The sequence below is a fragment of the Tsukamurella sp. 1534 genome (assembly GCF_000312385.1).
In the GTDB taxonomy this organism is placed as follows: domain Bacteria; phylum Actinomycetota; class Actinomycetes; order Mycobacteriales; family Mycobacteriaceae; genus Tsukamurella.
The window spans coordinates 1,176,701-1,198,556 of the sequence record NZ_HE997627.1; the positions used below are offsets into that span (position 1 = coordinate 1,176,701).

The window sequence follows — 21,856 nt, forward strand, 5'->3', positions numbered from 1 at the left end:
CCGCCGCTCGTCGATGAGGCCCGTGTCGGGGCGGCCCGGCTCGAGGCCGACCTCGCCGGCCGGGCGCCGCTGCGCGGGCACTCCCTCCGGCGCCGCCGGGGACGCCGCGAGCAGCGCGTGCGCGAGCCGGTCCGAACCGGGCGCGATGCGGGTCCCGCTCCCCTGTTCCCCGGTCGCCACCCCCATCGCCGCCAGCGTCTCGTACGCGGCGGTCACCACGCCCCGGCTCACGCCGAGCCGGGCGGCGAGGGCGCGGGTGGAGGGCAGAGCGTCGCCCGGGTGCAGCCGCCCGGAGTCGAGGCCGTCGATCACCAGCTCGACGACGGTGTCGGCGGTCGGGCGGCCGCCGCCGGCGTGCGGCGGCGCGGGCCAGAAGTCGGAGACGTGCGCGGGTGGGCGAGGCACGAGCCCAGAATACTGGCTTTCCACTGCGGCCATTACCGGACATGACACGCTTCCACTATTGCCCCAGAATCGACGTCATGGAGCAATTGACGCGCTATCCCGATCGCGGCGGCGACCGCCGCCTGCTCGACGAGATCCTCGACGAGGGCGTCGTCGCGGTGCTGTCCACCGTGGTCGACGGCCTGCCCTGGTCGATCCCCATCGCCTACGTGCGCGCAGGCGACCTCGTGATCCTGCACGGATCCACCGGCGCCGGCGCACTGCGACACGTCGCCGCGGGCGCGCCGGCCACCCTCACCGTCACGCATCTGGACGGCCTGGTCGTGGCCGATACCGCGTTCGACCACTCGATGAACTACCGGTCGGCGGTGCTCCGCGGCCCGCTCCGGGTGGAGACCGCGGACGCCGGGGAGCTCCTCGACCGGTTCGTGGACGCACTGCTCCCCGGCCGCAGCGCCGAAGTGCGGGCCAACTCCCGGAAGGAGCTGGCGGCGACCGCGGTGCTCACCCTGCGGATCACGGACGAGAACTGGATCGCGAAGGCGCGCACCGGCGGCGCCTCGTCGAGCGAGGGCGGGTGGTCCGGCGTCCTTCCGCTGCGGAAGGGGTACGCCCGCGTGGAACCGAGCCCCGGACAGGACCTACCCGTCCCCGCTTCCGTGCTCGCCGCGGTCAGCGGCAGGTGACGGCGATCTCGAACTGCTTCTTGACGATGCCCGCCATCGGATTCGCGATGTTGCCGCCCTGGGCCGTACCGCTGATGATGTAGCGGCTGCCCTCCACCTTGACCGTCGCCTCGCCGACCCCGGGGCCGACGGCGAGAGCGTTGCCGTCCACCGTGATGCCGACGGTCTGCACCGACGGCGGGTCGCCGGCGCTCAGTGTCGCGCCCACGCCGCCCGAGGCGCCCGCCGAGCCGATGAGGACGGTGTTCTCCTGTTTGGTGCAGCCGACGGAGTCGAGGTTCACGCCCTCGAGGTCCTTGCCGTCGACCTTGACCGTCGTCTTCGCGTCGCCGCCGTCGCCGCTGGAACCGGAGCCGGAGTCGGATCCGCCTCCCCCGCAAGCGGTGAGGCCGAGGACCGCGATCGCCGCGACGGCGAGGACGGGAAGTGTGCGGTTCATGGTGTGACTCCTTCAGTCGCAGCACCGATTCGGACATGGCGTCCATCGGGAGGAAACCACACGGGGCGCCGTTCAGGACGCGATCCGCGAGTTCGTTTGCGGTCGCAGCGCGGCGTCCTGGCCTTTCCCGCCGGCGCCGAACCGCGCCGCCAGCTCGAGCATGATCGGGACCGCGGTCGACGCCCCCGGCGAGGCGCCGAGCAGCCCGGCGATGGTGCCGTCCGAGCCGACGACGAGCTCGGTGCCCTGCTGCAGGACGCCGCCCCTGCGCCGGTCGGGCGTGACCAGCTGCGCGCGCTGCCCGGCGGGGATCAGTTCCCACTGCGCCGGGTCGGCGTCCGGGTACATCCTGCGGAGCTGGGCGAACTTCTTCTTCGGGCCCGCCGCGAGCTCGGTCACCAGGTACTTCACCAGGGGCAGGTTCTGCGCCATCGCCGCGGCGATCACGTGCAGGTTCCCCGGGCGCAGCGTGGCGAAGAAGTCGGTGAGCCGCCCGTTCTTGAGCAGCTTGGTACTGAACGTGGCGTACGGCCCGAACATCAGGTGGTCCGCACCGTCGACGCACCGCCGGTCCAGGTGCGGCACCGACATCGGCGGGGCGCCGATCGCGGCCTGCCCGTACACCTTCCCCTCGTGCCGACGCGCCACCTCGCCGTCCGAGCAGCGCAGGAACGCGGCGCCCACCGGCAGCACGGCGTACCCGCGGACCTCCGGGACGCGCGCCTTCTGCAGCAGGCGCAGCGCCTGTCCGCCGGCACCGACGAACACCCGCCGGGCATGGATGTCGAAGCGCCCGCCCTGGTTCCGGCCGCGCACCGACCAGCCGGCGAACGTGCGGCGCAGCCCGGTCACCTCGTGGCCGAGCCGCACCTCACCGCCGGCGCCGGCCATGATCGCCGTCAGCCCGCGGGTGAGCGCGCCGAAGTCCACGTCCGTGCCGCCGGGGTGGCGTGTTGCGGCCACCCTGCCCCACAGGGATTCCGGGCCGCGCCCCTCCATGACGAGCGGAGCCCACCCGCGGATCACCGACGGATCCTCCGTGTACTCCATCGCCGCGAACAGCGGGTGCCCGCGCAGGGTCTCGTACCGGCGGCGCAGGTGATCGATGTCCCGCGCGCCGAACACCACGTCGAGGTGCGGGGTGGTGTGCAGGAACCCCGGATCCAGGCGGCCGGCGGCGATCAGCCCGTCCCACCACGCCCGGGTCACCCGGAACTGCTCCGCGATCTCGATCGGCTTCGCTCCGTCCTCCGGGTCGGGCATGTAGTTCAGCTCGCAGAACCCGCTGTGCCCCGTGCCCGCGTTGTTCCACGGCCCGCTGCTCTCGGTCGCCAGCCCGTCGGCGCGCTCCAGGAGGACGATGCGCCACTCGGGTTCCAGCTCGGCGAGCACGGCGCCCAGTGTGGCGGACATGATGCCGCCGCCGATCAGCACGAGGTCGGCGTCGAAGCCGCGGGTAGGTCCGTTCATGATGCCCTCCGTGATGTGTCGAGAACGTGATGCCTCCACGGTGCGCCGCACGGATCAATCCGTCCAATGAATCTTCGCTCAATTATGATCCGAATATGGATCATTGGTTGAGCCTGTTCGCCCCGCAGCTGCACGCGCTCGTGGAACTCGAGGCGCACGACGGGCACATGACCCGGGCCGCCGAGGCGCTCGGCGTCCCGCAGTCCTCGATGAGCCGCCGGATCCACGCGCTCGAAGGCGATCTGAAGATCCCGCTCCTCGTCCACGCCGGTCGCACCGTGCGCCTCACGCCCGCGGCCACCGACCTCGCGCGCAGGATCCGCGGCCCCCTCGCCGAGCTGGGCGGCGTCCTCGAAGAGGCGGCCGGCGGCGCGGACCCCGAACACGGCACCGTCCGCATCGGCTTCCCGCTCACCATGGGCACCGGCCTGCTCCCCGACCTCCTCTCGGCGTTCCGCCACGCGCACCCCGGGATCTCCGTGACGCTCACCCAGGCGCACGGCTCCGAGCTGGCCGGCCGCCTGGAAGCCGGCGACCTGGACCTGGCCGTCATGATCCCGCCCCCGGACCGGCTGCACCACACCGTGATCGGCGCCCAGGAGATCCTCGCCGCCCTGCCGCGCGGGCACCGCCTCGCCGGCGCCCGCAGCGTCCGCCTGGCCGACCTGGCCGCCGAGACCTTCATTGCGAACCCGGCCAGCTACCACCTGCGCCGGATGACCGAGACCTGGTGCGCCACAGCCGGGTTCGCCCCAGACGTCGCGCTCGAGGTCACCGAGTTCGGCACCATCCGCGAGCTCATCGATCGCGGCCTCGGCGTGGCCCTGCTCCCGCACGACGACCGCGCACCGTCGGGCGTGGTGGAGGTTCCCCTCGCGGGCGAGCACCGGCGGGCCGTCGCGCTGGCGCGGGCGACGTCCACCCTGACGCCGGTCGCGCGCAGCCTGCACGACTTCGTCCTCGCCAGGGCGGCCTCTCAGTCCTGAACGGCCGGCCACCGGGCGGACACCCGGAAGCCTCCGCCGGCGGGGCCCGCGGCGAAGGATCCGCCGGTGGCCGTGACCCGCTCACGCATGCCGACCAGACCGAAGCCGCCCCCGGGCCGCGCCGGCGCCTGCCGGACTGCGGGCCCGCCGTCGACCACCTCGACGGCGATCGACCGCGGACCGTCGACCCGGATCCGGACCGTGACACGGGCGCCGGGCGCGTGCCGCACGGCGTTGCTCAACGACTCCTGCACCACCCGGTACGCGGCGGCCCCCACCGAGGGCGCCGGCGCCGCGAGATCCCCTTCCAGCTCCTCATCCACGACCAGACCGTCAGCTCGCGCACGGACGAGCAGCTCCCGCACCCGGTCCGGTCCCGCCGGCACGTCCCGGGACTCCGGTGCCCCGCCCGGGCCGCGGAGCGCGGCGAGGATCGCCCCGAGCTCGTCGAGCGCGTCGGCGCTGGCCTCCCGGATCGCCTCGAGCGCCGCCCGTGCCTGCTCCGGTCGGCGGTCGAGGAGGTGCGCCGCGACACCGGATTGCACGGAGATGGTGGCCATCGCGTGCGCCACGGAATCGTGCAGGTCCCGGGCGATCTCCAGCCGCTGCTCCGACCGGGCCTGCAGCTCGCGCCGCTCCCGCCGCTCGCGCTCCGCGGCGCGCAGCTCCACCCGGGCGGCCAACGCCTGGCCGCCGACCGCGAAAGCGACCGCCCACGCGGGGCCCGCGACGCCGATGGTGGGCAGGCCGCCCGTCGCGATCAGCGAACCCGCGACCACCGCGAGCGACATCCCCGTCGCGGCGCCCGCCGCCGCCCACCGCCGGGCGCGGAAACCGACGAGCGCCATGGCGATCGGGCCCACCAGTAGCGCCGGCCCGCCCGGATAGCCCGCCGCGAGGTACCCGAACACCGTGGCGCAGGCGATGACCGCCGTGGCCGCCGGCCATCGCCGCGACAGCGGCAACGACGCGGCCCCGGCCAGGCCGAGGGCGTACGCGCCGGCGTCGATCGGGCGCTGCCCCGCGGCCGCCTCCAGATGCGGCGTGCCCAGGAGGACCGCGGCGGACACGACGGCGACGGCCACCGCGTCCACCAGCCGGGGTCCCGTCGCACGCCGCTCGTCCATGACCGAAGTCTAGGGACGCCGACGCCCGTCGCGCGTCGTACAGATGTTGAGATCGAGCCGCTACGGTGGGGAGATGATCCGGATCGTGCTCGCCGACGACCAGCCCCTGGTGCGGATGGGCTTCCGGGCGCTGCTCGACAGCGAGGACGACCTCGAGGTGGTGGGCGAGGCCGGCACCGGCGAGGAGGCCGTCCGGGTCTGCGCACGGGAGAAGCCCGACGTGGCGATCCTGGACATCCGCATGCCCGATCTCGACGGCCTCGCGGCCACCCACCGCATCGTCGCCGAACACGGCGACTCGGTGCGGGTGCTCATCCTCACCACGTTCGAACTCGACGAGTACGTCTTCGAGGCGCTCCGCGCCGGGGCCAGCGGCTTCCTCGTCAAACACACCGTGCCCGCCGAACTGATCCAGGCCGTCCACGTGATCCACGCGGGCGAGGCACTCCTCTCCCCCAGCGTCACCCGCAGGCTCATCGCCCGGTTCGCCGCGGGACCGCCGCTCGGGGCCGGCGCCCCCGATCCCGCCGTGGCACGGCTGCTCACCGCCCGCGAGCTGCAGGCGGTCGAGCTCGTGGCCGAGGGCCTGTCCAACGGGGAGATCGCCGAACGCTGGGTGGTCAGCGACGCCACCGTGCGCACGCACGTCAGCCGCGCCATGACCAAGCTCGCCGCCCGCGATCGCGCACAGCTCGTGGTGCTCGCCTACCGGCTGGGGCTCGCCGCGATCACGCCCGAATAGCCGCGCGCCTCAACATCCGACGTACACCGGGTTCAACACCGGGCCGACGACGCGACCCCGTCGGACGCGGGATCGTCGATCCATGAACACTTCCCACGCCCCCGAGACCGGCTCCGCCCCGGCCGTGTCGGTCACCGAACTCACCAAGCGCTACGGCGACCGGACCGCCGTCGGCGGCGTCAGCTTCGACGTCCCCGTCGGCTCCGTCACCGGGCTGGTCGGCCCCAACGGGGCCGGCAAGACGACGATCATGTCCATGCTGCTCGGCCTCGTGCGGCCCACGTCCGGCGCGGCAAGGGTGCTCGGTGCACCGGTACGCCGGCGCGGCGCGTACCTCCCCCGGGTCGGCGCCCTCATCGAGACCCCCGCCTTCCACCCCGCGGCGTCCGCACGACGGAACCTCGAGGCGCTCGCCGCTCTGGGCGGTCACACCGCGTCGTCGGTCGCCGGCCCGCTCGACGACGTGGGGCTGTCGGACCGCGCCGACGAGCAGGTGGGCGCGTACTCGCTGGGGATGAAGCAGCGGCTCGGCATCGCCGCCGCACTCCTCGGCGACCCGGAACTGGTGATCCTCGACGAACCGACCAACGGCCTGGATCCGCAGGGGATGCAGGACGTCCGGGCCCTGATCCGGCGCATCGCCGACGGCGGTGACCGCCCCCGCACCGTGATCGTGTCCTCGCACCTGCTCGGCGAGCTCGAGCACACCTGCGATCACCTCGTGGTGCTCGACCGCGGCGGTCTCGTCTACCTCGGCCCCACCGACGGCCTGGGCGCCGGGGACGCGCTCGTGGTCCGCCCCGCCTCCCCCTCCGACGTCGACGACGTCCGGGTCATCGCCGGCAGCGCGGGCCACCCCACGTCCGCCGGCGACGGCGGCGTGACCGTGACGCTCGACGACCCCGCCTCGGCCGAGCGCCTGGCGGCGGAGATCAACCGGCGGGCGCACGCGGCGGGCATCACGCTCGTGGAACTGCACCACCGCCGCGCATCGCTGGAGGCGCGCTACCTCGACCTGGTCGGCGCGTCCGCCGCCGGCGAGTGACACCACGGAACCTCAACCACCCCAACGAGTACGGAGACAGTCATGAACACCTCCCGCGCCTTCCTGTCCGAGTGGATCCTGCTGAACCGGCGCCGCATATGGGCCGGTCTCGTCGCCACCACCCTCGCGTTCACCGTCGTATCCGTGTGGCTGCTCATCGCCTCCGCGTCGCCGTCCGCGTCCCGGCCCACCGGCCGGCCCGCCGTCGACCTCGAGGCCCTCACCGGCCCCGGCGGGGCCACCGCCGCCGTGGTGGCGTCGGCGGGCCTCGGAACCATCCTGGTGATCGCCACGTTCATCGCCGCCATGGGCAACGACATCACCCGCGGCACGCTCCGCGTCGCGATGACGCACACCCCTGGCAGGCTCTCGCTGATCACGGGCAAGCTGGTGGCCCGCATCGCCGTCGCGACCACGCTCATGGTGCTCGCGTTGGCGTCCGGCGCGGTGACGGCGGCGATCGTCGCGCCCGGCCGGTCCGTGGACACCGCCGGGTGGTTCGGGGCCGACGGCCTGCTCGATGCGGGCACCGACCTGGCCCGCCTGCTGTTCTTCGTCGGCTTCTACGCCCTCGTGGGCACGACACTCGCGGTGCTGGTGCGCTCGACGCCCATCGCGATCGGCATCGGCCTTCTCTGGTTCGGGCCGCTCGAGAACGTCATCGCCGGCGACCGCGAATGGGCCCAGCGCTGGTTCCCCGGCCTGGTGATGCGTGCCGTGGTCGATCCCGCTGCGCCGCACGTGCTCTCGACCGGCGCGGCCGCGGCGGTGCTCTGCGGCTACGGCGCCCTGTGCGCGGCGGTCATCGCGATATCGGTGACCCGCCGCGATGTGGCGCGGTGACGCGCCGGCGCTAGCCGAGGAGCAACTTCTTCTGCACCTTGCCCATCGGGTTGCGCGGCAGATCGTCGACGAACCGGATCTCCCGCGGCCGCTTGTGCTTCGAGAGGGTCTCCCCCACGAAGGCGATCAGGGCCGCGGCGGCCGCCTCCGAATCCGTGGGGCGCGCACCGTCGGTCACGACGAACGCGACGAGCCGCTGCCCCAGATCGTCGTCCGGGAGGCCCACCACCGCGGCCTCCCGGACCTCGGCGTGCCCGAGCAGCGCGGCCTCGATCTCGCCCGCGCCCACCCGGAACCCGCCGGTCTTGATGAGGTCCGTGGAGGCCCGGCCGACGATGCGGTGGAACCCCGTCGGGTCGACGACCGCGACGTCCCCCGTGTCGAACCACCCTTCCCCGACCCAGGATTCGGCCGTCGCGTCCGGCCGGTTCAGGTACTCCCGGCCCACCATCGGGCCGCGCACCTGCAGCGCGCCGATGGATTCGCCGTCGTGCGGCACCGGGGCACCGCCCTCCCCCACGAGCCGGGTCTCGACGCCGGTGATCGGCAGTCCCACCCATCCGGGCCGGCGCTCGCCGTCGGCCCGCGCACTCACCGTGATCAGCGTCTCGGTCATGCCGTACCGCTCCACGATCTCGTGCCCGGTGAGCTCGCGGATCCGGTCGAACACCGGCGCCGGCAGCGGCGCACTGCCGGAGACGAGCAACCGCGCGCCGCTCAGCGCCGCAGCGGATTCCGGGTCCCGGGCGACCCGCGACCACACGGTGGGGACGCCGAAGTACATGGTGCCGCCGGCCTGCGCGTACGCCTCCGGGGTGGGCTTGCCGGTGTGCACCAGCGGGCTGCCCACGCGCAGCGGGCCGAGCACGCCCAGGATCAGTCCGTGCACGTGGAACAGGGGGAGGCCGTGCACCAGGGTGTCGTTCCCCGTCCAACCCCACGCGGCGGCCAGCCCGTCGATGCACGCGGCGATCGCCTCCCGGCGGATCGGCACGCCCTTCGGGGCGCCCGTGGTACCGGAGGTGTACATGATCAGGGCCGTCGCGGCGGCCGGCGGCTCGGGGAGCGCGTGCCAGCCGCGCGCGTGCTCCCGTACCGGGACCGACGGCAGGCCGTGCGGGTCCTCCGGCGTCGCACCGAGCCACGCCTGCGCGCCGGAATCCCCCAGCACGTGCGCGATCTCGGCGCTCCCCGAATCCGGCGGCACCGGCACCGCCGGCACACCCGCGCGGAGCGCCCCCACCAGTGCCACGATCGTCGCGAGCGTCGGCTCCGCCCACACCGCGACCGGGCCCCGCACGCCCAGGCCGCCCAGTCGCTCCGCGACCGCCGTGGACGCCCCGATCAGATCCGTACGGGAGAGCGTGCGGCCCCCGACGGTGACGGCCGGCTCGGCATCCGAACCGGGAGGGACGGGCGTGCGGGTGTGGGGCAACAGCATGGGCCAAGCCTAGGCGCCCGCCCCGCGACGCCCGGGCTCCCCCGAACTTTTTCGTCGCGAGTGTCGAATCCGGCGGGTCCCGCGAGTCATGGTTGTACACACCGACGAGAGGACCACGGAGATGACCGACTACGCAGTGCTGCTGTACGGCGACGAGGCCGCCTGGGAGGCCGCGTCCGACGCCGAGCGACGGGCCGATTTCGCGCGACACGACCAGTTCACCGCCCTGCTCGCGCAACGCGGCCATGAGATCGTCGGCGGCGCGGAGCTCGCGCCGTCCCGGACCGCGTCACGGATCGGCCGCGCCGACGGGGGCGGCACCGAGGTGCGCAGCGGCCCCTACGCGGAGGCTGTCGAGCAACTCGGCGGCTTCTACCTGGTGCGCACCGACGACCTCGCCGGGCTGCAGGAGATCACGAGCACGCTGTTCGGCGACGGGGGCCACGGATTCGGCGTGGAGATCCGCGAGATGCTGGGGTGAGTGGGGGCGTGCGCCCGGCGTCCGAAGAGAGCGTCGCGGCGGCCGTGACCGCCGCGTGGCACGACGAGTGGGCCAGGCTGCTGAGCCTGCTCGTGCTCCGCTTCCGCCGCCTGGACCTGGCCGAGGACGCGCTGAGCGCGGCCTTCGAGGCCGCGGTGCGGACCTGGCCGGAGTCCGGCGTTCCCCGCGCGCCCGCGGCCTGGTTGCTCACGGCCGCCCGCCGTCGCGGTGCGGACCTGCTGCGCGCCGAGGCCACCGCCGAACGCGCCCTCCCCGACCTCGCGGTGGACGCGATCGCGGCCGACGCCGCCCCGCCCCGGCCCGAGGACTCGCTCGACGTGCGCCTGCGGCTCGTCCTGCTGTGCGGAAACCCGCGGCTGCGGCCCGCCGACGCAGCGGCGCTGAGCCTCCGGATCGTGCTCGGGGTGCCCACCGAGGACGTCGCGCGGCTGTTCCTGGTGCGCACCAGCACCATGGCCGCGCGGCTGACCCGCGCGAAGAAGCGGCTCGACGGGGTGCCGTTCGCCCTGCCCGAGGGCGACGAGCTCGCGTCGCGAGTCACCCACGCCGCCGACGTGGCGCACCTCGCGTTCACCGCCGGCTACCTGCCGGGTTCCGGGCCCGAGGTGCTCCGCGCCGATGTCGCCGCGGAGGCGATCCGCCTGGCACGCCTGCTGCGCGAACTCGCGGGCGGTGCACCGCCGGGCGTGCGGCGAGAACTCGACGCCCTGCTGGCCCTGATGCTGCTGCAGCACTCCCGCCGCCGCGCCCGCGTGGACGGCGGCCGCCTCGTGCTGCTCGCGGACCAGGACCGCCGCGACTGGCGGCACGACGAGATCGCCGCGGCGCTGGAGCTGCTCACGCCGCACGTCCTCGCCCCGCCGTCGACGTACCTGCTGCAGGCGCTCATCGCCGCGGAACACGCCGTCGCGCGCCGCGCCGAGGACACGGACTGGGCGCGGATCGTGGCGCGCTACGCCGAGCTGGAGGCCGTTGCGGCGACACCGGTGGTGCGGCTCAACCGCGCCGTCGCGGTCGCCGAATCCGAGGGCCCCGCGGCGGGACTCGCGCTGCTGGACGGGCTCGACCTGCCCGGCCACCGGCTCCCCGCGGTTCGCGCCGAACTCCACGCCCGGGCAGGCCGCACCGCGGACGCCCTACGCTGGTACGACGCCGCGCTCACGCTGTGCGACAACGACGCCGAGGAGGAACTGCTCCGGCGCGGGCGCGCCGCCCTGGAGTGAGGAGGCCTACGCGGCCCGTCGGGACATTGCCGCGTCGAACGCGGCGGCCAGGTACGCCACCGTCAGCTGCACGGCCTTCCCGCTCTCGGCGGTGGCGCCGGCCAGCACCGGGAACGCGTGCACGCCCCCGTCGAACAGGTGCAGATCGCACGGCTTACCCGCCTCGTCGAGACGCGCGTGCAGGCGCTCCGCGTCGACCCGCAGCATCTCCTCGGTGCACGCGACGACGATCGCGGGCGGGAAGGCGGCGGGGTCGATCTCGGTCGCGTCGTCGCTGCCCCGCAGCTCGTCCGGGCCGCGGTCGAAGAACTCCCGCAGCCCGCGGAGCTTGCCCACGGAGATGTACGCATCGTCGATCTCGTACCGCGGGTCCCCGTCCTCCACGGTGGGGGCGAGCAGGGGCGAGAATCCGAAGTAGGCGGCGGGCGCCGCGGCGGCGTCCAGCCAGGCCAGCTCCACCACCTTGGCGGAGATGTAGCCGCCCGCGGAATCGCCGCCCACCGCCACCTGGCCGTACCGGCCCGAGTCGGCCACGGCGCGGTACACGCGGTAGCCGTCGTCGACCGACGTGCCCACGCCCACGTCGGGCAGCTGGCGGTAGTCGACGTTGAACACCGTGACCCCCAGGGCGCGGGCCAGGGCGGCCGCGACCCGGCGGTGCGTGGCCGGCCCGCCCGTGAGGAACGCGCCGCCGTGGTAGTAGCAGATCGCGGCGTCGGCGCGGACGTCGCCGCCGGTCGGCACGAGCCGCTCCACCGGGACGCCGGCCAACTCGATGCGCTCGACCTCCACGTCGCCCGGCATCCACCCGATGAGGTTCGCGATCCCCTCCACGAGGGCCAGCGGGGCGAAGGACCAGGACCGCACGGGGTACAGGTGGATGACCGGCTTGAGGAACAGTCGCGCTCCGGCGATCGCCAGCGCGGACTTGGCGCTCACACCGGTGTGGGCGGTCACAGACATCGTCGTCTCCTCTCGCCCGGCCGACGAGGGCCGGGCAGAACCGGTTCAGACTATGCCGGACCGATGGCTCGATCCAGTGAACCGGTCCTCGGCGCGTCCGGCGTGTCCCGGTCACCGCGCAGGCCACGAACGTGACGGGCGCCACGTCCGCGCCGGCGGGCCACCCGGCGAGGGCCGGCCCCTCGCGGGCGTCCCGGGGGAACACGTTCCACCCCGGCGCCGGTCGTCAGCTCGGGATCCGCTCCAATTCCCCCGCCACCACGGCCTCGACGCCCCGCAGCTCCGCCATCGGGTCGGCACCGCCGCGGATCACCCGGTCCAGCGCGTCCCGGTACGCCGTCGCGCTCCGCTGCGTCCAGCGCAGCGGGGTCTGCGTGTGCCCCATCGTGTAGACCATGTCCGCGGCCTCGCGGTACAGCCCCGTCGAGAGCGACGCCGCCTGCGACACCAGGGAGCGACGCGCGGGCACGTGCAGCCCGTACTTCTGCGCCCACTCGAGTTGCAGGTCCGTCCGCTGCACCCACAGCCACTTCACGAACTCCTTGGCGCGGTCCACGTTCGGGCCGTTCGCGTTCACCGCGGCCCCGAACGCGCCGAACGGCACGCTGTTGCCCCCGGTCGGCCCGATCGCGGGGAACGGCTTCACGCCCACGTCGTCGCCGAGCGCCGCCCGGATCGCGGGCAGCGCCCACAGGCCGGTCCACTGCATGGCGGTCCGCCCCTCGATGAACGCGGTCGGATCGGACCAGTCCTGCGGCGCGCCCAGCAGCAGGTTGCCCGACGTGAACAGCGTCCGCATGGTGCGCAGACCCGCGGCGACGTCCTCGTCGACGAACCCAGGCGTCCCGTCGGGGGTGATGAAGTCGTGCCCCGAGCACCACAGCAGCACCCCGCCCAGCACGTCCGCGCCGCCGCCGTTGCCGAGGAACAACCCCTTGACCGCGTCCCGGGTCAGGGCCTTCGCCGCCGACACCAACTCGCCGAGGGTGCGCGGCGGCACGACACCGGCCGCCTCCAGCATCGACCGCCGGTACACCAGCAACTGCATGTCCGTGACCTGCGGGACGCCGTACACGCGGCCGTCGTGGGACATGCGGTCCAGGATCGCGGGATTGAAGTCGGAGCGCGCGTCGCCGAGGACGTCCGTGAGGTCGGCGACCTGGCCCGCCGAGATCATGTCGATCGTCGGCCCGTTGGCGAACTCGAAGACGTCCGGCCCGTCGGAACCGGCGAGCGCCGACGTGACCTTCTGGTCGTAGTCACCCGCGAAGATCCCGACTCGCACCCCGCCGCCGGGGAACTCGGTGGCGTATCGGGTGAGCGCATCGGACGCGCCCCGCTCGCCGTACTCGTGGAACCAGACCCGCAGGTCGCCCCCGGTTCCGCCGCGCCGCCCGGTGCCCGAATCGCACGCGGCGAGCGCGCCGGCGACGGCGATGCCGCCGACTCCGGCCAACACCGCGCGGCGCGACACGCCGCGCCCGAGGTTCCCAGACACGTCGGTCATTATCGCAAAGCGGCGTCAGAACAGTGCGGCGGCCAGGTCACGCCGGGCGGCGAGAACGGCCTCGTCCGCCGGGTCGAACAGGTCGAAGAGCTCCAGCAGCCGGGTGCGCAGCGCGGTGCGGTCGTCGCCCGCCGACATCCGGATCGCCGCGATCAGGCGGGCGAAGGCGGCCTTCGGGGCGCCCGTGAGCAGTTCCTCGTCCGCCGCGGCGAGCGCCTCCCGCACGTCCCCGGGGGCGTCGTCGGCCCGCGCGATCGCGCCCGGATCGGCCGCCGTGGCCCGCGCGAAGAAGGCCATCTGCTTGACCGCCGCCGCGGCCTCCGCATCGCCCGGGTCGGCGTTCAGGATCGCCTCGTAGGCGGCCCGCGCACCGTCGTAGTCCCCGTCGGCCGCCAACTGCTCGGCCGCCTCGCGCCGCGGGTCCGACGGTGCCTCGGCGGGCCCCGCCTCCGCATCGCCGAGCGCGGGTCCCACCTGGCTCAGCACGTCGTCGAGCCACTGCCGCACCGCCTGCTCGGGCTGGGCTCCCGCGAACGCCGTCACCGCGCGGCCACCCGCGACCGCGACCACCATCGGCACCTGCTGCGCGCCGAAGGCCTGGGCCACGCCGGGCGCAGCGTCCACGTCCGCGCGGACGAAGGTCCACCGGCCCGCATCGTCCGCCGCCAGCTTCTCCAGCACCGCGGACATCGCCGCCGACTGCTCGCTGTACGACGCGGTGAGCGCGACGACCACGAGCCGCTCCGCCGAGCGGTCGATCACCTCCGTCGCGAAGGTCTGGTCCGTCACGTCGACGACGTCGCCCCCGGCCTGCGCGGGAGCCTCGCCCTCCGCCGGCGCGGGCCGTGCCTGCTGCGCCGCCTTCGCCTCCGCGCGCGCCTTCAGCCCCGAGAGGTCGACCGCCCCCGCCATGGCGGCGGCGGTGCGCAGGGCGCGCTCCTGATCCTGCCTCGATGCGCCTCGCCCGGCGCGCGGTGTAGTCACGGTTCCATCTTGGCACGCGGCGCGGCGCGCACGCCCGCGGGAACCGTTCGCCCTGAGCGATGACGGATCAGACGTACCGCGCCTGATCGGGATCGAAGCGCCACGACCTGGGCCCCGGGCCGGGCATGCCCTGCGCGGCGAGCTCGTTGCCGCGCGGCCGGTACCAGCTCGTCAGCGGGACCTCGTCGACCACCTGCACCGCATCCGGGTACTGCCCGTGCCGGCCCACGAACGCATCGGTCACGTCGTCCGCCGTGAGTACGGCACCGGGGCGCAGGGTGACCGCCGCGACGACGCGCGGCGCACCGTCGGCCCCCGGCTGCTCGTCCCCCGGCAGCCCCGCTCCGGCCCGCTGGTCGCCCCGGCCAGGCTCGTCGTCGGGCCGGTCCTCACCGCCATCCGTTCCGGACCGCACCTGGTAGACCACTGCCTGGTCCACCTGCCCCAGCTGCTCGAGCACGTCCGAGATCGGGATCGAATACACCGGGCCGCGGTCGGTGACGGCGACGGTGCGCACGTCGTCGACCAGCCAGTAGTCCCCGTCGTCGTCCTGGCGGAACAGGTGCCCCGTCGAGAACCAGGCGTCACCCGGCCGGAACACGCCGCGCAACACCACGTCGCGGTGCGTGGTGTCCGGGTCGGCCCGGCCGAGGAGCACACCCACCTCGCCCCGCGCGACCTGCTGCAGGAAGCCGTCGTCGTTCTCGACGAACCTGCCCGTGTCGAAGTAGTAGTCCACGAGCGCGACCTCGGCGCTGCCCGGCAGCCTGCGGCCCTTGGCCCCGGGCTTACCGCCGCCCACCTTGGCGAGCACGATCTCGCCCTCCGTGGAGGCGTAGAACTCCACCACCCGGGCGCCGAACGCCTCGCTCACCCGGCGGGAGAGCTCCGACGACATGCCCGAGCCGATGAACGCGCGGATCGGGTGGTACCGCGGGATGTCCAGGCCCGGTTCGTCGAGCACCGCGCGCATGAGGTTCCAGGTGTAACAGACCACCGTGACGCCGTACCGGTGCACCTCGGTCATGAACCGCGCCGGGTCGAAATCGCGGGTCAGCGCGATCCGCGAGCCGCCGGCGAGGGCGCCGCCCAGGCTGGTCATGAGGCCCGAGCTGTGGCTGAGCGGGGTGAGGCAGTAGACGGTGTCGCTCTCCGAGAGCCGGGTGGCCGTCGCAGTGCCGAACGCGGACAGCGCCCACCGGCCGTTCGTGACGCGCTTGGCCCGCAGCCTCCCGCCCGCCTCGGAGAACATGACGAACGCGAGATCGCGGCCCAGGCCGGCATCGGGCCGGTACCACCGGGGAACCCGGACGTTGTCGGGGTCGACCTGCTCCAGGTCGACGAGCTCGGCCGCGAGGTCCTGCCGGGCCGCGCCGGGCCGGGCACGGCGGTCGCCGCCGCCGACCACGAACACCCGCTCCGCGACCGCGCTCGCCTCCTCGGCGTGCTCGGGGTCGGTGATGATCGACGTGGCCTCGCCGAGGCGCAGCGCCTTCGCGTAGTCGGTGCCCGGGGACAGCAGCACGGAGACCGCGCCGAGCCGGGACAGCGCGGCGATCGTCACCAGGGCCGACGGTCGCGTGTGCATCAGCACGCCGACGTGCTCACCCTGCCGGACCCCCACCTGCAGCAGGCCGCTCACGACGCGGTCGATCCGCTCGTTCACGGCGTGCTTGGTGTGCACGCGATCGTCGTAGAGGAACAGCTCGCCGTGCGGGTCCTTCGCGGCCTGCTCGGAGAGCAGCTTGCCCAGCGACACCTGGGTGTGCGCCTGCAACTGCCCCAGCCTGGCCAGCTTCGGCAGGCCGCGGGTCACCTCGCGGGCCACGGCCGACGCGCCGGCCGCCGCGCCCGACGCCACGTCGAGCACATCGCGGGCGGTGACGAAGCCGACCGTCGCGAGGCCGCCGAGGCCCGCGATGAGCGGGTTGACGCCGCCCTCGGTATCGGGGTGCGACTCCATCACGCCGATGTTCTCGGGCTCCGGGCCGCGGCCCTCGCGCCATTCGATCCAACGGGCCACCGTCGGGTAGGTGACGGCACCGGCCGACGTGCCCACGACGAGCCCGAAGTGCCCCGCGGACACCTGCGATTCGTACACGGTGGCCCGCGGCGCGGCCTGCAGGATGCCGCGGACCGCGCTGGGCCGGCCGATCTGGTCGGACAAGCCGACGAAGGCCAGCACGGGGCAGGTGATCGAGGCCAGCGACACCGCCTCCCCGTCGATGGAGAAGCCGCCGGTGAGCATGCGGTTGTGCACCACGAACTGCTTGAGCAGGTCCGCGACGGCGGGCCCGGAGTAGGCGACCCACCCGTCGGCCTCGAGGAACCGGCGCTGATCCTCCCGGGGCAGCAGCGCCGAGCGGTCGTGCAGCTGCCGGACGAAGTCCACGCGCGACCGGACCGCCTTGACGGGGTTGAGCATCTCGAAGCCGCGCTGGGCCATCCAGCCGGGCACGTAGAGCCTGCTGAACACGTGGTCCGCGACGAACTCGGCGCCCTTGTTGACCAGCGCGGGCGGCGCGCCGAGCGGCATGCCCGCGGCGATGTCGACGGGGCTGCCGAACGTGATCAGGCTGGCGATGGACTTCGACTGGCGGTACGCGGCCACCTGGTAGCTGAACATGCCGCCCTGCGAATAGCCCGCGACGTGCACGTCGCGGCCGCGGAACGCCACGACCCGGTCGATCGCCCGCGACACCGCGACGACGTGATCGGCGAGGGTGCGTTCGAGGCCGCCCTCCTCGCGATCGGGTGCGCCGAAGTCGACCACCCAGGTGTCGAGTCCGGCCCGGTGCAGCACGGAGACGGCGCCCTTGTCCTCGGTGACGTCGAAGACGTTCGCGTCCACCATGAGCGGCGGGACCAGCAGGATCACCGGTCGCTCGTCGGTCTCGGGAGCCGGTGCACCCTCGTCGAAGTAGCGCCGCAGGCGGTACATCGGGGACCGGTCGACGACGGTGAACTGCGACGGCTCGGCGCCGGTCTCGAGGCCGCCGTTGGTGAGCACCTCGAAGCCGTTGCGGGCCGTGGCCGCCAGGCGGTTGACCGACGCTTCGAGGGCCCTACCGCCGGGCATGCCTCCCAGGATGTCCACCATGTCCCCGCCTCCCGTTGAACGTTGCCGCAGTCAGCACATCAAGCTACCGCCAGGCGCGCACCGGACGGCGGTTAACCGCCGATCGCGTCACCTGCGGCGACCCGCGCGGCGACCGGTGCGTCGAGCTTGCCCGCGCGCTGCGCCCAGACCTCGAAGACCACCGAGCAGAACGGCGCCACGGTCGCCACGAGACCGAGGACGATCGTCTTGACGTCCCACTTGCGGACGTACGCGACGGCGAAGGTGAGCACCACCAGGACCATGAAGACGATGCCGTGGGTCATGCCCGGCTTGGCCACCGCCTCCTCGTTCCCGCCGACCCACTTGCCGTACATGCCGATCAGCAGCCACACCCACGTGAGCGCTTCGAGGAAGGCGACCACCTTGAAGGCGGCGACGATCTTGGACGCGACGGACTCGTTCATGGGTTCCTTCACTGGGTGGGGACGGTGATGATGAGGGCGTCGCCCTGGCCGCCGGCGCCGCACAGCCCGGCCGCGCCGGTGCCGCCGCCACGGCGGGCGAGCTCCAGCGCGAGGTGCAGCACGATGCGGGCGCCGGACGCCCCGAGCGGGTGGCCGATCGCGATCGCGCCGCCGTCGACGTTGACCTTCTCGGCGTCGACGCCGAGATCGGCCGTGGACGCGAGGCCCACCGCCGCGAAGGCCTCGTTGATCTCGAGCAGGTCGAGGTCGGTGGGCGCGATGCCCTGCTTCTCGCAGGCCTTCTTGATGGCGTTCGAGGGCTGGTGCTGCAGCGAGGAGTCGGGGCCGGCGACGACGCCGTGCGCGCCGATCTCGCAGAGGTACTCCAGGCCCAGCTCCTGCGCGCGGCTCTTGCGCATCACCACGACGGCGACCGCGCCGTCGGTGAGCTGCGAGGCGTTGCCGGCGGTGATGCTGCCGTCCTTGGCGAACGCCGGGCGGAGCTTGGCCAGCGATTCGGCGGTGGTATCGCCGCGGACGCCCTCATCCTCGGCCACGCGGACCGGCTCGCCCCGGCGCTGCGGGATCTCGACGGGGACCACCTCGTCCGCGAACTTGCCGGCGGTCCATGCGTCGGCGGCCTTGCGGTGCGAGGCGGCGGCGAACGCGTCCTGCTCCTCGCGGGAGTAGGTGACGGTGTCGGTGGTGTTGAGCTGCTCGGTGAGGCCGCCCATCGGCTGGTCGGTGAACACGTCGTGCAGGCCGTCGTAGGCGGTGTGGTCGAGCATCTCGACGCTGCCGTACTTGTGGCCCTCGCGGCTGCCCGTGAGGATGTGCGGCGCCTGGGTCATGGACTCCTGGCCGCCGGCCACGACCACGTCGTACTCGCCCGCGCGGATCAGCTGATCGGCGAGCGCGATGGCGTTGATGCCCGAGAGGCACATCTTGTTGATCGTCAGCGTGGGCACGTCCCACGGCACGCCGCCGGCGACCGCGGCCTGGCGGGCGGGCATCTGCCCCGCGCCCGCGGTGAGCACCTGGCCCATGATCACGTAGTCGACGGTGCTCGGGTCCACGCCGCTCTTGTCGAGCGCGCCGCGGATCGCGACGGCGCCGAGATCGGTTCCGGACTGCGACTTGAGCGCGCCGAGCAGCTTGCCGAACGGGGTGCGGGCCCCGGCGACGATGACGGACGGGTCGGGGTTGGCCACTTGTTCCTCCTAGGCGGCGATTGCTCCTGGACACACGCTACATTCGGACAATGACCGCAAGCGAATCGCATCCGGAAGCAGCCGCCCTCCCGGCCGAGTACGTGCTCGGCATCGACCACGTGGGGGTCGCGGTCGCCGACTTCGACGCCGCCGTGCGCTGGTACGCGGACGTGCTCGGCTTCGTCTGCACCCACGAGGAGGTCAACGAGCCGCAGGGCGTGCGCGAGGGCATGCTCTCGCCCGCCTCGTTGCTGGCGGCGGGCGGCGCCGCCTCCTCCGCGGCCCAGATCCAGGTGCTGGCACCGCTCGACGAGAACTCGACGATCGCCAAGTTCCTCGACCGGAACGGGCCGGGGATGCAGCAGCTCGCGTACCGGGTGTCGGACCTGGACGAGGTCGTCGAGCACCTGCGTGAGAAGGGCGTGCGGCTGCTGTACGACGCGCCGCGCAACGGCACGGCCGGTTCGCGGATCAACTTCCTGCACCCCAAGGACGCGGGCGGGATCCTCGTGGAGTTGGTGGAACCCGCTGCGGCGCACTGATCCGGCAGTACCGATTCGGTAGTAACGATTCGGACGCCAAGCGACTGCTGGTCGCCGTCCGCGGGGGGAACCCACGTAACATCGGAGTATGGCGAATTCGGACAACTCCTCGGGCGGACCGGCCCCCGCACCGTTCGCGGTGGTCCTCCGCGGTTACGACCGCGACCAGGTCTCCGAGCAGTTCCACCGTTACCAGGCTGAGCTGCGGGTTCTCGCGGCCGACCGGGATGCGGCGTCGGCGCACGCGCGCGAGCTGACGGACCTGCTCGACGAGGCACAGGACGAGATCGACAACCTCCGCCGCGAGGTGGACCGGCTGTCGGTGCCCCCGACCACCGCGGAGGGCATGAGCGACCGCATCGCCCGCATGATGCGGCTGGCGTCGGACGAGGCGTCCGAGATCCGTGCGGCTGCGCAGAACGAATCGGCCGAGGTGCGCTCGCTGGCCCGGCAGGAGGCCGAGGCCACCCGTCGCGAGGCGGACCGGCTGCGCGCGGACATGACGGCGCGGCGCGAGGCCATGGAGGCGGAGCACACGTCGACCATGGACGACGCCCGGGCCGAGGCCGAGCGCATCGTGGCCGAGGCTACGGCGGAGGCCGAGAAGCTGTCGCGGGATGCCGCCGAGAACCGCGAGCGCGTGCAGAACGATTTCGACCTGGCGATGTCGATGCGCCGGGACAAGGCGATCACCACGATCACCGAGCTGGAGGAGGCGTCCAAGGCCGAGGCCAAGGAACGCGTGGACTCCGCGAACGATCGCGCCGAGCAGACGCTCAACACCGCCAACGCCACGGCGGAGCAGAAGCTCGAGGAGACCAACACCAGGATCGCCAACCAGGTGGCCAACGCCAAGCGGATCACGGAGGACATGCAGTCGCTGCGCGCCTCCATCCTGGATCAGCTCGAGACCGTCCGCCGGCAGCTCTCGCTCGTCCCCGAGGCGCTCGCGCCCGGCGGTGAGGAGACGCAGGTGGTCGGGAAGAGCGTGCCGCCGGCGCAGTACTCCCCCGCGCAGCCCCCGAAGGCGGATCAGGTGGCCGACGAGGGGCCGACCGCGGCCCAGCGGGCCGAGGAGACCCTCGGTTCGGACGATTTCGCCGCTGCGGACTAACCGCGGCGGCCCGCCTCCCGGCGCCAGCACCCGGCGTGCCAATGCCGACGGTCCGCGACGCCCCCGGAATCCGCGGCCGGCCAGACCACGACGTGCGCGGTACCGGCCGCGATCACCTGGTGGCAGCCGGGGCAGCGGTAGTCCTTGACGGCGCCGCTGCCGGTCACGGTGCGCACCTGGTAGGCGTCCTCCCCGAGCTCCACGCGAGTGCCGAACCCGCCCGCGCTCAGCGGCCTCGCCGGTGCCCCCGAGCGCTTACGCGAGACCGGACGGCGCCCCATCAGAACAGCTTGTAGGACGTGTCCTCGGTGCCGCGCAGCGCGTCGTAATCGACGGTGACGCACCGGATGCCCCTGTCCTCGGCGAGGGTCCGAGCCTGAGGCTTCACCTGCTGCGCGGCCAGGATCCCGGTGACCGGCGCGATGAGCGGATCACGGTTGAGGAGCTCGAGGTACCGGGTCAGCTGCTCCACGCCGTCGATCTCCGCGCGCCGCTTCACCTCGACGGCCACGGTCCCACCGTCCGCGGAGCGGCACAGCAGGTCGACGGGGCCGATCGCGGTCATGTACTCGCGGCGGATCAGGGTGTAGCCGTCACCGAAGGTGTCCGTGTGCTCGGCCAGTAGTTCCTGCAGGTGCGCCTCGACGCCGTCCTTCACGAGGCCGGGGTCGACCCCGAGCTCGTGGCTGCTGTCGTGCTCCACCTCGCCGATGAGGATCCGCAGTTGTTCCTCGGCCTTGTTGCGCACGATCCACAGTTGCCGCCCCTCGGGCAGTTCCTCCGCCCCCTCGCCCGACGGTGCCGTCTCGAGCCAGCAGGGCGGGCTCATCCAGTTGAGGGGCTTGTAGGCGCGATCGTCGGCGTGAATGCTGACGGAGCCGTCGGCCTTCACCAGAATGAGGCGCCGGGCCATGGGGAGGTGGGCGGTGAGCCGTCCCACGTAGTCGACCTGGCATTCGGCAATCACGACACGCACGGCCTCCACCATACGGCACCCGCCCCGGCCGGCGGCGGCCGCGCCGGGCCCCGGAAACGCGCCGGAGACAGCGAAAACCCCCGGGGCGGAGAGCATTTCTGCTCATCACGCCCCGGGGGCTCTCG

Annotated in this window: 22 protein-coding genes; 9 read left to right on the forward strand and 13 right to left on the reverse strand. The window is 73.5% G+C overall.

Annotated elements, in window-relative coordinates:
- A partial coding sequence (locus BN39_RS17960) for a GntR family transcriptional regulator (RefSeq protein WP_040768203.1) occupies positions 1 to 405 on the reverse strand: 405 nt, incomplete at its 3' end.
- Positions 406 to 482: 77 nt separating this feature from the next.
- Between BN39_RS17960 and BN39_RS17965 the strand changes: the two genes are divergently transcribed.
- Entirely contained in the window at positions 483 to 1,091 is a 609-nt protein-coding gene (locus BN39_RS17965) for a pyridoxamine 5'-phosphate oxidase family protein (RefSeq protein ID WP_019203831.1), read from the forward strand.
- Here the strand turns inward: BN39_RS17965 and BN39_RS17970 are convergent.
- On the reverse strand, positions 1,078 to 1,530 hold the full coding sequence (locus BN39_RS17970; RefSeq protein WP_019203832.1) for a lipoprotein LpqH: 453 nt from the start codon (positions 1,528 to 1,530) through the stop codon (positions 1,078 to 1,080). The genes BN39_RS17965 and BN39_RS17970 overlap by 14 nt on opposite strands.
- Before the next feature lie 72 nt (positions 1,531 to 1,602).
- Entirely contained in the window at positions 1,603 to 3,000 is a 1,398-nt protein-coding gene (locus tag BN39_RS17975; protein ID WP_019203833.1) for an FAD-dependent oxidoreductase, read from the reverse strand.
- Between the two features lie 95 nt (positions 3,001 to 3,095).
- On the opposite strand from BN39_RS17975, the gene BN39_RS17980 reads away from it, so the two are divergent.
- Positions 3,096 to 3,986 (forward strand): LysR family transcriptional regulator, encoded by an 891-nt coding sequence (locus BN39_RS17980; RefSeq protein WP_019203834.1) that lies wholly within the window; start codon positions 3,096 to 3,098, stop codon positions 3,984 to 3,986.
- Here the strand turns inward: BN39_RS17980 and BN39_RS17985 are convergent.
- Positions 3,977 to 5,113, reverse strand: coding sequence for a sensor histidine kinase (locus BN39_RS17985; protein ID WP_019203835.1), 1,137 nt, complete (start codon positions 5,111 to 5,113; stop codon positions 3,977 to 3,979). The genes BN39_RS17980 and BN39_RS17985 overlap by 10 nt on opposite strands.
- A 73-nt stretch (positions 5,114 to 5,186) precedes the next feature.
- Here BN39_RS17985 and BN39_RS17990 point away from each other — a divergent pair, with 73 nt between their 5' ends.
- From BN39_RS17990 to BN39_RS23020, 3 genes are all read left to right on the forward strand, one after another.
- Entirely contained in the window at positions 5,187 to 5,855 is a 669-nt protein-coding gene (locus BN39_RS17990; RefSeq protein WP_019203836.1) for a response regulator transcription factor, read from the forward strand.
- An 82-nt stretch (positions 5,856 to 5,937) separates the two neighbouring features.
- Positions 5,938 to 6,900: an ABC transporter ATP-binding protein gene (locus BN39_RS17995; RefSeq protein WP_019203837.1), complete on the forward strand. Its 963-nt coding sequence runs from the start codon at positions 5,938 to 5,940 to the stop codon at positions 6,898 to 6,900.
- A 42-nt stretch (positions 6,901 to 6,942) separates the two neighbouring features.
- Positions 6,943 to 7,743: a hypothetical protein gene (locus tag BN39_RS23020; protein ID WP_019203838.1), complete on the forward strand. Its 801-nt coding sequence runs from the start codon at positions 6,943 to 6,945 to the stop codon at positions 7,741 to 7,743.
- 10 nt (positions 7,744 to 7,753) lie between these two features.
- Here the strand turns inward: BN39_RS23020 and BN39_RS18005 are convergent, their stop codons facing one another.
- The gene (locus BN39_RS18005; protein WP_019203839.1) at positions 7,754 to 9,184 is read right to left on the reverse strand and encodes an acyl-CoA synthetase; all 1,431 of its coding nucleotides are present in this window, start codon (positions 9,182 to 9,184) and stop codon (positions 7,754 to 7,756) included.
- Positions 9,185 to 9,305: 121 nt separating this feature from the next.
- Here BN39_RS18005 and BN39_RS18010 point away from each other — a divergent pair, with 121 nt between their 5' ends.
- The gene (locus tag BN39_RS18010) at positions 9,306 to 9,665 is read left to right on the forward strand and encodes a YciI family protein (protein WP_040768653.1); all 360 of its coding nucleotides are present in this window, start codon (positions 9,306 to 9,308) and stop codon (positions 9,663 to 9,665) included.
- Complete coding sequence (locus tag BN39_RS18015; protein WP_202803308.1) at positions 9,662 to 10,909, forward strand: RNA polymerase sigma factor; 1,248 nt, start codon at positions 9,662 to 9,664, stop codon at positions 10,907 to 10,909. The genes BN39_RS18010 and BN39_RS18015 overlap by 4 nt, the downstream gene beginning before the upstream one ends.
- A 6-nt stretch (positions 10,910 to 10,915) precedes the next feature.
- On the opposite strand, the gene BN39_RS18020 is transcribed toward BN39_RS18015, so the two are convergent.
- From BN39_RS18020 to BN39_RS18045, 6 genes are all read right to left on the reverse strand, one after another.
- Positions 10,916 to 11,872 carry an alpha/beta hydrolase fold domain-containing protein gene (locus tag BN39_RS18020; protein ID WP_040768205.1) on the reverse strand — a complete coding sequence of 319 codons (957 nt, stop codon included), beginning with the start codon at positions 11,870 to 11,872 and terminating at the stop codon, positions 10,916 to 10,918.
- A gap of 226 nt (positions 11,873 to 12,098) precedes the next feature.
- Positions 12,099 to 13,370, reverse strand: a complete 1,272-nt coding sequence (locus BN39_RS18025) for an ABC transporter substrate-binding protein (RefSeq protein ID WP_237741712.1) — start codon at positions 13,368 to 13,370, stop codon at positions 12,099 to 12,101.
- 24 nt (positions 13,371 to 13,394) lie between these two features.
- On the reverse strand, positions 13,395 to 14,291 hold the full coding sequence (locus tag BN39_RS18030; RefSeq protein WP_019203844.1) for a tetratricopeptide repeat protein: 897 nt from the start codon (positions 14,289 to 14,291) through the stop codon (positions 13,395 to 13,397).
- 139 nt (positions 14,292 to 14,430) lie between these two features.
- Complete coding sequence (locus BN39_RS18035; protein WP_019203845.1) at positions 14,431 to 17,463, reverse strand: AMP-binding protein; 3,033 nt, start codon at positions 17,461 to 17,463, stop codon at positions 14,431 to 14,433.
- Positions 17,464 to 17,534: 71 nt separating this feature from the next.
- Positions 17,535 to 17,888, reverse strand: a complete 354-nt coding sequence (locus tag BN39_RS18040; RefSeq protein WP_019203846.1) for a DUF3817 domain-containing protein — start codon at positions 17,886 to 17,888, stop codon at positions 17,535 to 17,537.
- An 8-nt stretch (positions 17,889 to 17,896) separates the two neighbouring features.
- Entirely contained in the window at positions 17,897 to 19,099 is a 1,203-nt protein-coding gene (locus tag BN39_RS18045) for an acetyl-CoA C-acetyltransferase (RefSeq protein WP_019203847.1), read from the reverse strand.
- Between the two features lie 50 nt (positions 19,100 to 19,149).
- On the opposite strand from BN39_RS18045, the gene mce reads away from it, so the two are divergent.
- Both mce and BN39_RS18055 read left to right on the forward strand, forming a co-directional pair.
- Positions 19,150 to 19,641 carry a methylmalonyl-CoA epimerase gene (gene mce, locus BN39_RS18050; RefSeq protein ID WP_019203848.1) on the forward strand — a complete coding sequence of 164 codons (492 nt, stop codon included), beginning with the start codon at positions 19,150 to 19,152 and terminating at the stop codon, positions 19,639 to 19,641.
- A gap of 88 nt (positions 19,642 to 19,729) precedes the next feature.
- Positions 19,730 to 20,755 carry a hypothetical protein gene (locus BN39_RS18055; protein ID WP_019203849.1) on the forward strand — a complete coding sequence of 342 codons (1,026 nt, stop codon included), beginning with the start codon at positions 19,730 to 19,732 and terminating at the stop codon, positions 20,753 to 20,755.
- On the opposite strand, the gene BN39_RS18060 is transcribed toward BN39_RS18055, so the two are convergent.
- Both BN39_RS18060 and nucS read right to left on the reverse strand, forming a co-directional pair.
- Positions 20,752 to 21,036 carry a hypothetical protein gene (locus BN39_RS18060; protein ID WP_192814872.1) on the reverse strand — a complete coding sequence of 95 codons (285 nt, stop codon included), beginning with the start codon at positions 21,034 to 21,036 and terminating at the stop codon, positions 20,752 to 20,754. The genes BN39_RS18055 and BN39_RS18060 overlap by 4 nt on opposite strands.
- Complete coding sequence (gene nucS, locus BN39_RS18065) at positions 21,036 to 21,731, reverse strand: endonuclease NucS (RefSeq protein WP_040768662.1); 696 nt, start codon at positions 21,729 to 21,731, stop codon at positions 21,036 to 21,038. The genes BN39_RS18060 and nucS overlap by 1 nt, the downstream gene beginning before the upstream one ends.
- Between the last annotated feature and the right edge of the window lie 125 nt (positions 21,732 to 21,856).

Excerpts from the sequence above, each read along its gene's own strand:
- BN39_RS17965 (WP_019203831.1), top strand. The coding sequence starts at position 483 with ATGGAGCAATTGACGCGCTATCCCGATCGCGGCGGCGACCGCCGCCTG.
- BN39_RS17970 (WP_019203832.1), bottom strand. The coding sequence starts at position 1,530 with ATGAACCGCACACTTCCCGTCCTCGCCGTCGCGGCGATCGCGGTCCTC.
- BN39_RS17975 (WP_019203833.1), bottom strand. The coding sequence starts at position 3,000 with ATGAACGGACCTACCCGCGGCTTCGACGCCGACCTCGTGCTGATCGGC.
- BN39_RS17980 (WP_019203834.1), top strand. The coding sequence starts at position 3,096 with ATGGATCATTGGTTGAGCCTGTTCGCCCCGCAGCTGCACGCGCTCGTG.
- BN39_RS17985 (WP_019203835.1), bottom strand. The coding sequence starts at position 5,113 with ATGGACGAGCGGCGTGCGACGGGACCCCGGCTGGTGGACGCGGTGGCC.
- BN39_RS17990 (WP_019203836.1), top strand. The coding sequence starts at position 5,187 with ATGATCCGGATCGTGCTCGCCGACGACCAGCCCCTGGTGCGGATGGGC.
- BN39_RS17995 (WP_019203837.1), top strand. The coding sequence starts at position 5,938 with ATGAACACTTCCCACGCCCCCGAGACCGGCTCCGCCCCGGCCGTGTCG.
- BN39_RS23020 (WP_019203838.1), top strand. The coding sequence starts at position 6,943 with ATGAACACCTCCCGCGCCTTCCTGTCCGAGTGGATCCTGCTGAACCGG.
- BN39_RS18005 (WP_019203839.1), bottom strand. The coding sequence starts at position 9,184 with ATGCTGTTGCCCCACACCCGCACGCCCGTCCCTCCCGGTTCGGATGCC.
- BN39_RS18010 (WP_040768653.1), top strand. The coding sequence starts at position 9,306 with ATGACCGACTACGCAGTGCTGCTGTACGGCGACGAGGCCGCCTGGGAG.
- BN39_RS18020 (WP_040768205.1), bottom strand. The coding sequence starts at position 11,872 with ATGTCTGTGACCGCCCACACCGGTGTGAGCGCCAAGTCCGCGCTGGCG.
- BN39_RS18030 (WP_019203844.1), bottom strand. The coding sequence starts at position 14,291 with ATGGCGGGGGCGGTCGACCTCTCGGGGCTGAAGGCGCGCGCGGAGGCG.
- BN39_RS18035 (WP_019203845.1), bottom strand. The coding sequence starts at position 17,463 with ATGGTGGACATCCTGGGAGGCATGCCCGGCGGTAGGGCCCTCGAAGCG.
- BN39_RS18040 (WP_019203846.1), bottom strand. The coding sequence starts at position 17,888 with ATGAACGAGTCCGTCGCGTCCAAGATCGTCGCCGCCTTCAAGGTGGTC.
- mce (WP_019203848.1), top strand. The coding sequence starts at position 19,150 with ATGACCGCAAGCGAATCGCATCCGGAAGCAGCCGCCCTCCCGGCCGAG.
- BN39_RS18055 (WP_019203849.1), top strand. The coding sequence starts at position 19,730 with ATGGCGAATTCGGACAACTCCTCGGGCGGACCGGCCCCCGCACCGTTC.
- BN39_RS18060 (WP_192814872.1), bottom strand. The coding sequence starts at position 21,036 with ATGGGGCGCCGTCCGGTCTCGCGTAAGCGCTCGGGGGCACCGGCGAGG.